Origin of the sequence: Saccharomonospora halophila 8 (assembly GCF_000383775.1) — a bacterium.
GTDB classification, from domain to species: Bacteria; Actinomycetota; Actinomycetes; order Mycobacteriales; family Pseudonocardiaceae; genus Saccharomonospora; species Saccharomonospora halophila.
This window is the reverse complement of record NZ_KB912586.1, coordinates 90,479-100,173: the sequence shown is the minus strand read 5'-3', so window position 1 is coordinate 100,173 and position 9,695 is coordinate 90,479. Positions and strand designations below refer to the sequence as shown.

The following is a 9,695-nucleotide window of genomic DNA, read 5'->3' as shown; positions in this document are numbered from 1 at the left end:
CGGCCGCCGGCGCCGCCTACACCGCGTCGAAGCACGCGGTCGTGGGCCTCACCCGCAGCGCGGCGTTCATGTACGGGCCGTCGGGCATCCGGGTCAACGCCGTCGCGCCGGGTGGGGTGGCCACCGGGATGTCGCCGGGCGAGATGTCCGGGTTCGGGCGCCGGCGCACCGGGGACTTCCTGGCACTGATCCCGCCGATCGCGACCGCACCGCAGCTGGCGGCGTCGATCACGTTCCTGCTCAGCGACGACGGGGTCAACGTGTCCGGGGCGGTGCTCCCGTCGGACGGGGGCTGGTCGGTCCAGTAGCGCCGGATCCGTCCGGGGTCAGTGTGTGCTGCAGCAGCGCGCCGTAGCGGGCGACGAGGTCGCGGCGGTCGGTGGCGAGCAGTTCCTCGTCACCGACCACCCACAGCGCGTAGAGCAGGCCGCCGACCAGTGCCCCGGCGAGCCGGGCGCGGAGGTCGGCGTCCGGGCCGGACAGCCGGGCGCGCAGCGGGCGCACGAACGCGGTCTCGTGGACGTCCTTCAACCGGTCGGCGATCCGTGCGGTGCCGCTGCCGCGCAGCAGTGCCAGGTAGACGTCGCGGGTGTCGTCGTCGGAGTCCAGCAGCACCTCGACGAACCGCCGCCCGAGGTACTCCGGTGGCACGTCGAGCAGCGGTTCGTCGTCCATGCTCAGGTGCATGGTGTCCAGGAACAGCAGCTCCTTCGTGCCGAAGTGGCGGATCACCAGTGCCGGGTCGGCCCTGGCCTCCGCGGCGATGTCCCGCACCGCCGTGCCCGCGAAGCCACGCTCGCGGAACAGCCGTCCCGCGGCCGCGCGGATCGCCTCCCGCGTCGTCGCCGACCGCTGCCGCACCATGGCCTCATCGTAGTGCCCGGGGATCCGTGTCCCGGCGGCGACGACGACCGGCGTGGGTACGCGCGCGTCGTTCCCGCGGGGTGCGGACCGTCCACCTGGTGGACGGCCTCGGACAGCCGGGATCACACCCAGGGTGCGACGGGGTACCACGGGAGGATGTCGCGCATGGCGAGCAGCCGGACATCCCAGTACAGGATGAGGAACACCCCCGCCACGAGCATGCCCGCGGCGGTGAACGACTCGATCCTGCCGGGCCGCGCGGTCAGCCAACGGCCGACGCGGTCCCCGACTGACAGGCCGATCAGCACCAGCACCACCGCCATCAGGGCGATGTTGCCGACCGACTGCAGGACGAACGCTCCCGCCCCGTAGACCGGGTTCCCGGACTCGGCGGCGTCCCGGAACAGGTGGCGGAACAGCGGGAACGGCCTGCCGATGAGGAAGGCGCCGACAAGTCCTCCGAGAAGCACGAGCCGCGTGTCGGGGTGTCGTCGGAAGGGATCGCGGACGAGGCCGACCGCGGCGAGTCCCAGATAGCAGAGCACGGCTCCGATCCCGCCGAAGACCACGGCGGCCTGGACCAGCCGTGGACTCAACGCACCCGGCGCGGACGATGCCGTCTCGAACTGCGGCATGTCGGTGCCGACGAGGCCGACCACCACACCGTAGGCGGCCGACACCAGAACCGTCCCGAGGCCGAGCCACAACAGCGGCCGGAGCACGAGGCGTACGCGTCGACCGCGGCCGCCGCCGTCCGCCGCCATCGGGGCCAGAGTGCTGAACACGGCGATGTTGCAGGCGGTGAAGGTGCCCGCCACTCCGGAGACGAACGCGAAGGCGACTCCCGCCGCGACCCCGCCGAGGGCGGCCTCGCCCGCGTCCCGGCCGAGTATCGCGTCCGTGACCGAATCACCGATCACGCCGTCGACGAACGACGCCGACCACACGACCGTCAGCAGGAACCCGGCCAGTGCGGCGGACAGCACCAGGCCTACGTGACGTCGCGGGTGCGCTCCGTCGTGCCCTCCCGCCGTCTCCGTCGGAGCATCCCCGGAAGTACGCACAGCGTTGTCACCCGCCGATCGTCCATGGTCCGGCGCTCGGCCGGTCTACGAACACGTTCTCGTCCACGCCTCCCAGCATGATCGGAACCGGGTCGTCGGCGATTCTCCGAGACTGCGCTTTCGGGGCGGACCGTCGATTCCGCGGTCGCGCCGGCGGGACGGCCCCCGACCCGGGTCCGCCTCCGGAGACTGGTCCCCGCTTCGTGGTGATCTCGTTCGACGGCGGATGCTGTCGGTCCCGCCGGGTACTCTCCGCACCATGGCGCTGTCGGTGGAAGAGCGTGCGCGGTTCCTGGCCGAACCCCGGGTCGGCGCGTTGTCGGTGATCGAGCGGACGGACCGGGCACCGTTGACTGTCCCGATCTGGTACCACTACACGCCGGGTGGGGAGCTGTGGGTGCACACCGCTCCGGACTCACGGAAGGCGCGGGCGATCGAGGCGGCCGGCCGGTTCACGCTCATGGTGGAACGGACCGAACCCACGGTGCGCTACGTCTCCGTGGAAGGGCCGGTGACCCGGATCGAGCCGGGCAGCCCGGAGCTGTCCCGGACGATGGCCGCCCGGTATCTCCCGGAGGACAAGGTCGCCGGGTTCCTGGAGTACGAACGCACCCAGCTCGGGGAACAGTCCGCGATCTTCATGCGGCCGGAGCACTGGTTGTCCGCCGACCTCGGGGCGCTCTGACACCGTCCGCGGTGGCGGAGGGATGTCGGACCCTGCCGGTAGCGTGCCGACGCGGTCACGCACCGGCGCGGAGCCACGAGGGTGAGGAGGTGGGACGTGGGGACACTCCAGTACCAGTGCAGCATGTCGTTGGACGGGTTCATCGCCGGACCGGGCGGGGACATGTCCTGGCTGGCCGAGTACCTGCCGGACCAGGCCGGTGTCGACGACGGGCTCGTCGACCGGGTCGGCGCGCTGCTGGTGGGTGCCCGCACGTTCCGCGGCGACGACCCGAACCGGGGGACCGACGCGGAGGGCGCCTACGGCGGGCAGTGGTCCGGGCCGAGCGTCGTGCTGACCCACCACATCCCCGACGAGCCGGTGGAAGACGTGACCTTCTCCAGCGACCTGGACGAGGCCGTGGCGACGGCGAAGGAAGCCGCCGGCGGCAAGCTGGTGAGCGTCCTGGGCGCGGACGTGGCGCGGCAGTGCCTTGCGGCGGGACTGCTCGACGAGATCCTGGTGACGGTAACCCCGGTCCTGCTCGGTGACGGCGTGCGGCTGTTCCACGAGCCGGGCGGGAGGACCGTGAAGCTGGAGACCGTCGACGTCACCGGGTTGACGCTCACCCTGCGGGTGCTCCGGTAGCCGCCCCGCCGAGAGGACCGGGGTTTCTGCTAGACGTCGTCAGCGGTGATGACCTTGCCCAGGTGCACGACCGTGAGGCCCGTCTTGGGGCTGAGGGTGGTGTCCGTGGTTCCACCCTGTCCGAGGCCCCGCCGCATGAGCTCCGCGACGGTCTCACTCACCGTACGAGAGGTGTCCCGGGCGATCGAGACCGCCTGGCGGTGCAGGTCGTCGGGCAGATCTATGGTGATGCGCATGGCGACCAGCTGGCATCGACGCATCATGCTGCGCTGCTGTGAACGTCGGGATCCGGTTTCCCGGGCAAGGTGATGCGGTATCCGGGAGTCATTCCCCGAGCAGCTCCCGCATCTCGGTGATCTGGCGGGTCTGCCGGTCGACGATCTTCTCCGCGTACATCGTCGCCAGGGTGTCGGACCCGTCGTCGAGCTGGGCCTGGGCGATCTCGACGGCACCCCGGTGGTGTTCGAGCATCGTCCGCAGCCACAGCGTGTCGAACTCCGTACCCGTGGTGTCGTGCAGCTGCTGGAACGTCTCCTCGGTCATCAGGTGGGAGTGTTCGTGTTCGCCGCTGTCGCCGCCCGGGGTGACGTCCTCGCCCCACATCCGCAGCATCGCCAGCAGCTGGTCGGTCTCCGGCTCCTGTGCGGCGGCGATGCGTTCCGCGAGGTCCCGCACCGCCGGATCGGAGGCGCGTTCCGGCGCGAGCTCGGCGGTGACCACGGCCTGCTCGTGGTGCGGGGCCAGGTCCCGGGCGAAGTCGATGTCCGCACGGTTGTGACCGGCGCTGTCGGCATTCGCCTCCCGGGTCGAATCCCTGTCACCCGCGCCGGCGGGAGGGGCCGATGCCGATGCCGTGGCGTCGGGGGAGGCCGACTCTCCGGGGGCTGTCCCACCGGGAGCGCCACAGCCGAGGGCGAGGGCGAGAACGGGGACGAGCGCCGACGGGACGGCGAGATTGGACCGGTGCGGCACGGCTGTTCCTCCGGTTGGTCGGGACGGAACGGGGGCCGCTGACCATACCGCCTCCGTGCCGCCACGGAGAACGCGGTCGGTGATCGGGATGGCCAGTGCGGAGTCCGGCTTCTCCGGCTCAGGATGTCGGCCGACGGGGTCCCGGACTCACCGGGCCGAGAGCTGGGTGGCGGTTGACGTCCTTGTAGAGCAGGTACCGGAACGGCTCCGGGCCCCCCGCGTAGCACGCCTGCGGGCAGAACGCGCGCAGCCACAGGAAATCCCCCGCCTGGACCTCCACCCAGTCGCGGTTGAGCAGGTAGACGCCCTTGCCTTGAAGGACGGAGATGCCGTGTTCCATCACGTGGGTCTCCGGGAAGGGGATCGCCCCTCCCGGTTCGAACGTGACGATGTTGACGTGCATGTCGTGCCGGAGGTCGGCGGGGTCGACGAACCGGGTGGTGGACCACGCGCCGTCGGTGTCCGGCATCGGCACGGGTTCGATGTCACGCTCGTCGACGACGAACGGCTCGGGCACTCCGATCCCGTCGACGGGCGAGTAGGGTTTGCGGATCCAGTGGAACCGCGCGGGTGCCGCCCCGTGATTCCAGGCCGTCCAGGTGGTGCCGGGTGGGAGGAAGGCGTAGCCGCCTTCCCCGGGGACGTGCCGCACGCCGTCGACGGTGATCGTGAGTTCCCCGTCGACGACGAACAGCACCGCCTCGGCGTGCGGGTCGGGTTCGGGGTGGTCCGACCCGCCACCGGGGGAGACCTCGACGAGATACTGGGCGAACGTCTCGGCGAAGCCGGACATCGGTCGGGCGAGGATCCACAGCCGGGTGTCGTCCCAGAACGGCAGCCTGCTGGTGACGATGTCGGTCATGGTGTCGCGCGGCAGCACCGCGTAGGCCTCGGTGAACACGGCCCGGTCGGTGGTGAGCCGGGTCTGGGGCGGCAGTCCGCCCGTGGGTACGTGGTACCGGCCGCTCATGCTCGTCCTCCTGTCGTCCCGGGAGCCCGGGTGTCGGTGCCTTGTCGGTCAGGCCCGTCCGCGGTCGAGCATCCGCCCCCGCGGGGCGGCGTCGAACGCGACCGGCGCGCCCCGCAGCCAGGTGCGGCGCACCACGCCGGCGAGCCGGTGCCCGTCGTACGGTGAGATCGCGTTGCGGTGGTGCAGCGTGCGCACGTCGACGACGAACTCCTCGTCCGGCGCGAACACGCAGAAGTCGGCGTCGTGGCCGGGGGCCAGTCGGCCCTTGCGGGTCATGCCGGTCTGCGCCGCGGGGCCGTGGGCCATCCAGCCGACCACGTCGGACAGCGTGTGGTCACGGTGCCGGGCCTGGGTCCAGACCACGGGCAGGCCGAGCTGGAGGGAGGAGACCCCGCCCCAGGCCGTACCGAAGTCGCCGGTGTCCGGGTTCTTGAGGTCGACGGTGCTGGGGGAGTGGTCGCTGACCACCGAGTCGAGCTCCCCGTCGCGCAGCGCCTCCCACAGCCGCTCCCGGTTGGCCCGGTCCCGGATCGGGGGGCAGCACTTGAACTCGGTCGCCCCGGCGGGGACGTCCTCGGCGGCCAGCGCGAGGTAGTGCGGGCACGTCTCGGCGGTGACCGCGAGCCCCTCGGCGCGGGCTTCGGCCAGCACCGGCACCACGTCGGCGCTGGAGACGTGCAGGATGTGCACCCGGCAACCGGTCTCCCGCGCGAGGTCGATCACCCGGCGCACCGCGCGGCGTTCCGCCTCGTCCGGTCGGGAGGCGAGGAACCCGCGGTAGTCGGTGCCGTGGCAGGCCGGGGCGGAGGCGATGGTGTGGTGGTCCTCGGCATGCACGAGGAGCAGCCCGTCGAACGCGGCGATTTCGCGCATGGCCGCGCGTAGCTGCCCGTCGTCCAGCGGCGGGAACTCGTCGACGCCGGAGTGCAGCGTGAAGCACTTGAAGCCGAACACGCCCGCCTCGTGCAGGCCGCGCAGCTCGGCGCCGTTGCCCGGTACGGCGCCGCCCCAGAATCCGACGTCGACGGTCAGCTTCCCCCGGGCGGCCTCCCGTTTCGTCGTCAGCGCGGCGACGTCGACCGTGGGTGGGAGGCTGTTCAGCGGCATGTCCACCAGGGTGGTGACCCCGCCCGCCGCGGCGGCGCGGGTGGCGGTGGCGAAACCCTCCCATTCGGCCCGGCCGGGGTCGTTGACGTGCACGTGCGCGTCGACGAGGCCGGGCAGCAGCACCTCGTCGTCGGCGAGGCGCACCACCTCGGCCCCGGTGACGTCGGTGTCGAACGGCTCCACCGCGACGATCGTGCCGTCGCGCACCACCACGGCGGCCGGTCGTTCTCCGGCGGGGGTCACCGCCCGCCGGGCCCGGATCACCAGAGCGCGTTCGTTCATCGTGTTCTCCCCGTCCCTGTCGCCGCTGCTTCTCACGCGTCACCGCCCGCGGACAGTCCGCCCGGGTAGAAGCCGGGCTCGTCGAGGCGGTAGCGCCGACGCGCCTCTGCCAGGACCCGTGGTTCGACCGCGCCGGTGGTGACCAGTTCGCCGAGGGCGGCGGCCACGATGGACTCGGCGTCCACGCCGAAGTGCCGCCGCAGCGCGAAGCGGGTGTCCGAGCAGCCGAACCCGTCGGTGCCGAGCGAGGTGTAGCGGGCGGGCACCCACGGCCGGATCTGGTCCGGCACGGCCCGCATCCAGTCGCTGACGGCGACCACCGGCGCGTCGTCACCGGCGAGCGCGGTGGTCACGTACGGCTGCCGGGGCGTCTGTTCCGGGTGCGCGCGGTTGTGCCCGTCGCAGGCGAGGGCCTCGCGGCGCAGTTCGGTCCAGGACGGTGCCGACCACACCTCGGCGGCCACCCCCCACTCGTCGGCCAGCAGGTCCCGGGCGCGCAGCGCCCACGGCACCGCGACGCCGGAGGCCAGGATCCGCGCGGTGGGGGCGTCGGCGGTGCTGTCCGGGCGTGGCGCGTACCGGTACAGCCCCGTGAGCAGGCCGTCGACGTCGAGCCCGTCCGGTTCGGGCGGCTGCGGGTACGGTTCGTTGTAGACGGTGAGGTAGTACCAGATGTCCTCGGACGCCTCGCCGTACATCCGGCGCAGGCCGTCGCGGACGATGTGGGCCACCTCGTAGGCGAACGCCGGGTCGTAGGCCACGCACGCCGGGTTGGTGGAGGCCAGTAGCAGCGAGTGCCCGTCCTCGTGCTGCAGGCCCTCACCGTTGAGGGTGGTGCGTCCGGCGGTGGCGCCGAGCAGGAACCCCTTGGCCAGCTGGTCGGAGAAGGCCCAGGCCGCGTCGCCGGTGCGCTGGAACCCGAACATCGAGTAGAACAGGTACACCGGGATCATCGGTTCGCCGTGGGTGGCGTAGGCGGTGCCCGCCGCGGTCGCCGAGGCCATCGACCCGGCCTCGCTGATGCCCTCGTGCAGGATCTGACCCGCCTCGGCCTCCTTCCAGGACAGCAGCAGCGCCCGGTCGACCGATTCGTAGGTCTGTCCGTGCGGCGAGTACACCCGGGCGTTGGTGAACAGCGAGTCCATGCCGAAGGTGCGGCCCTCGTCGGGCACGATCGGCACGATCCGGTGGCCGATCCCGGGGTCCCGCATCAGTTCCTTGAGCAGCCGCACGAACGCCATCGTGGTCGCCACGGGGGTGTCGCCGGAGCCGGTGCGCAGCCCGGCCCAGGTCTTGTCCGGCGGCTGCGGCAGCGGAGGTCGGTGCGCCGCCGCTCGGGGACGAACCCGCCGAGTTCGGCGCGCCGGTCGAGCAGGTAGCGCACCTCCTCGGAGTCGGCGCCGGGGTGGTGGTAGGGCGGCAGGCCCCGGTCGGCGCCCGCGTCGATCGCCTCGTCGGTGATCGGCAGCTCCAGCCGGTCGCGGAACACCTTGAGGTCGTCGGCGGTCATCTTCTTCATCTGGTGGTTGGCCATGCGGGAGGCCATCGAGTGCGGTAGGGTCCAGCCCTTCACCGTGTGCGCGAGCACCACGGTGGGCCGGCCGGTGTGTTCGGTGGCGGCCCGGTAGGCGGCGAAGATCTTGCGGTAGTCGTGTCCGCCGCGCGGCAGCCGCTCCAGTTCGGCGTCGGTCAGGTGCTCGGCCAGGGCCCGCAGCCGGGGGTCCCGGCCGAAGAAGTGTTCGCGGATGTAGGCACCGGACTCGGTGGCGTAGGTCTGGAACTGTCCGTCCGGGGTGGTGTTCATGGCTTCGACGAGCACCCCGTCCCGGTCGGCGGCGAGGAGTTTGTCCCACTCGCGGCCCCAGACGACCTTGACGACGTTCCAGCCCGCGCCCCGGAAGAACGACTCCAGTTCCTGCAGCACCTTGCCGTTGCCGCGCACCGGCCCGTCGAGGCGTTGCAGGTTGCAGTTCACCACGAAGATCAGGTTGTCGAGTTCCTCGCGGGCGGCGAGCCCGATCGGGCCGAGCGATTCGGGTTCGTCCATCTCGCCGTCGCCGAGGAACGCCCACACCCGCGCTCCGCTGGTGTCGGCGATGCCGCGGGCGTGCAGGTAGCGGTTGAACCGCGCCTGGTAGATCGCGTTGATCGGGCCCAGGCCCATGGACACGGTGGGGAACTCCCAGAAGTCCGGCATCAGCCGGGGGTGCGGGTACGACGCCAGCGAGCGCTGGGCGCCGCCCCGGGACAGCTCCTGACGGAATCCGTCGAGCCGCTGCTCGTCGAACCGGCCCTCCAGGTAGGCCCGTGCGTAGATGCCGGGGGAGGCGTGTCCCTGGAGGAACACCTGGTCGCCGCCGCCGGGGTGGTCGCGCCCGCGGAAGAAGTGGTTGAACCCGACCTCGTACAGCGCGGCGGCCGACTGGTAGGTGGCGATGTGCCCGCCGACGCCGATCTCCGGCCGGTTCGCACGGGTCACCATCACGGCGGTGTTCCAGCGGATGATGCGCCGGATGCGGCGTTCCAGCGCCTCGTCGCCCGGGAACCACGGTTCGCGCTCGGTGGGGATGGTGTTGACGTAGTCGGTGGCGGACAGCGCGGGGACGCCGAGGTGCAGGCCGCGGGCCTGTTCCAGCATCCGCAGCAGGAGGAACCGGGCGCGGTGCGGGCCCTCGTTCTCGACGACCGTGCGCAGCGCGTCGACCCAGTCGCGGGTCTGCGCGGGGTCGATGTCGGGCAGTTGGCTCGGCAGGCCGTCATTGATCACCGAGTACGGGGTGTCCACCCGGTCGGGGGTGAGGGTCACTGGTCGGTGCCTTTCTCACGGGTGAGGGTGGGGAGGTCGGTGGCGATCCGTTCGCCGAGGGTGCGTAGCAGCCGGAGGGCGTCGCGCTGGCACACCGCCACGTCGGGTTCCAGGTCGGTGAGTGCGTAGGCGGTGTGGATGCCTGCGGTGCGCAGCCGGGTGGTGGGCAGGGTGTTCGTGCCGCACACCGCCACCACGGGAACGCCCGCGGCCGTGGCGGCGCGGGCCACCCCGGCGGGGGCCTTGCCGTGCAGGGTCTGGTCGTCCAGGGCGCCCTCGCCGGTCACGACGAGGTCCGCCCCGGCCAGCCGGTCGCCG

Annotated in this window: 10 protein-coding genes and 1 pseudogene; 3 read left to right on the top strand and 8 right to left on the bottom strand. The window is 72.0% G+C overall.

What is annotated here, in order from left to right:
• Positions 1 to 308: SDR family oxidoreductase (locus SACHA_RS23135; RefSeq protein ID WP_039739796.1), on the top strand; the 308-nt coding region annotated here is incomplete at its 5' end.
• On the opposite strand, the gene SACHA_RS0118935 is transcribed toward SACHA_RS23135, so the two are convergent.
• Positions 256 to 864, bottom strand: coding sequence for a TetR/AcrR family transcriptional regulator (locus SACHA_RS0118935; RefSeq protein ID WP_019812291.1), 609 nt, complete (start codon positions 862 to 864; stop codon positions 256 to 258). The two genes, SACHA_RS23135 and SACHA_RS0118935, sit on opposite strands and share 53 nt — an antisense overlap.
• Before the next feature lie 122 nt (positions 865 to 986).
• Positions 987 to 1,850, bottom strand: coding sequence for a hypothetical protein (locus SACHA_RS0118930; protein ID WP_019812289.1), 864 nt, complete (start codon positions 1,848 to 1,850; stop codon positions 987 to 989).
• A gap of 337 nt (positions 1,851 to 2,187) precedes the next feature.
• Between SACHA_RS0118930 and SACHA_RS0118925 the strand changes: the two genes are divergently transcribed.
• Both SACHA_RS0118925 and SACHA_RS0118920 read left to right on the top strand, forming a co-directional pair.
• A complete protein-coding gene (locus SACHA_RS0118925) occupies positions 2,188 to 2,613 on the top strand; it encodes a pyridoxamine 5'-phosphate oxidase family protein (protein WP_019812287.1) in 426 nt (141 codons plus the stop codon).
• Between the two features lie 96 nt (positions 2,614 to 2,709).
• On the top strand, positions 2,710 to 3,240 hold the full coding sequence (locus SACHA_RS0118920) for a dihydrofolate reductase family protein (RefSeq protein WP_028663346.1): 531 nt from the start codon (positions 2,710 to 2,712) through the stop codon (positions 3,238 to 3,240).
• 29 nt (positions 3,241 to 3,269) lie between these two features.
• Here SACHA_RS0118920 and SACHA_RS0118915 read toward each other — a convergent pair whose 3' ends face one another.
• The 6 genes and pseudogenes from SACHA_RS0118915 to SACHA_RS25815 form a co-directional block, all read right to left on the bottom strand.
• A complete protein-coding gene (locus SACHA_RS0118915) occupies positions 3,270 to 3,503 on the bottom strand; it encodes a hypothetical protein (protein WP_019812284.1) in 234 nt (77 codons plus the stop codon).
• A gap of 61 nt (positions 3,504 to 3,564) precedes the next feature.
• Positions 3,565 to 4,212: a DUF305 domain-containing protein gene (locus SACHA_RS0118910; RefSeq protein ID WP_019812281.1), complete on the bottom strand. Its 648-nt coding sequence runs from the start codon at positions 4,210 to 4,212 to the stop codon at positions 3,565 to 3,567.
• A gap of 118 nt (positions 4,213 to 4,330) precedes the next feature.
• Positions 4,331 to 5,182 carry a bifunctional allantoicase/(S)-ureidoglycine aminohydrolase gene (locus tag SACHA_RS0118905; RefSeq protein WP_019812279.1) on the bottom strand — a complete coding sequence of 284 codons (852 nt, stop codon included), beginning with the start codon at positions 5,180 to 5,182 and terminating at the stop codon, positions 4,331 to 4,333.
• 48 nt (positions 5,183 to 5,230) lie between these two features.
• A complete protein-coding gene (gene allB / locus SACHA_RS0118900; protein ID WP_028663344.1) occupies positions 5,231 to 6,571 on the bottom strand; it encodes an allantoinase AllB in 1,341 nt (446 codons plus the stop codon).
• A 32-nt stretch (positions 6,572 to 6,603) separates the two neighbouring features.
• Positions 6,604 to 9,377 (bottom strand): annotated as a pseudogene (gene aceE, locus SACHA_RS23130) (pyruvate dehydrogenase (acetyl-transferring), homodimeric type).
• Positions 9,374 to 9,695, bottom strand: a 322-nt coding sequence (locus SACHA_RS25815; protein WP_198010181.1) for a glycerate kinase, incomplete at its 5' end; no start/stop codon positions are given. The gene SACHA_RS25815 and the pseudogene aceE, both read right to left, overlap by 4 nt.

Bases quoted from the DNA above. Each gene is read 5' to 3' on its own strand.
- SACHA_RS0118915 (WP_019812284.1), bottom strand. From the start codon at position 3,503: ATGATGCGTCGATGCCAGCTGGTCGCCATGCGCATCACCATAGATCTG.
- SACHA_RS0118925 (WP_019812287.1), top strand. From the start codon at position 2,188: ATGGCGCTGTCGGTGGAAGAGCGTGCGCGGTTCCTGGCCGAACCCCGG.
- SACHA_RS0118935 (WP_019812291.1), bottom strand. From the start codon at position 864: ATGGTGCGGCAGCGGTCGGCGACGACGCGGGAGGCGATCCGCGCGGCC.
- SACHA_RS0118905 (WP_019812279.1), bottom strand. From the start codon at position 5,182: ATGAGCGGCCGGTACCACGTACCCACGGGCGGACTGCCGCCCCAGACC.
- allB (WP_028663344.1), bottom strand. From the start codon at position 6,571: ATGAACGAACGCGCTCTGGTGATCCGGGCCCGGCGGGCGGTGACCCCC.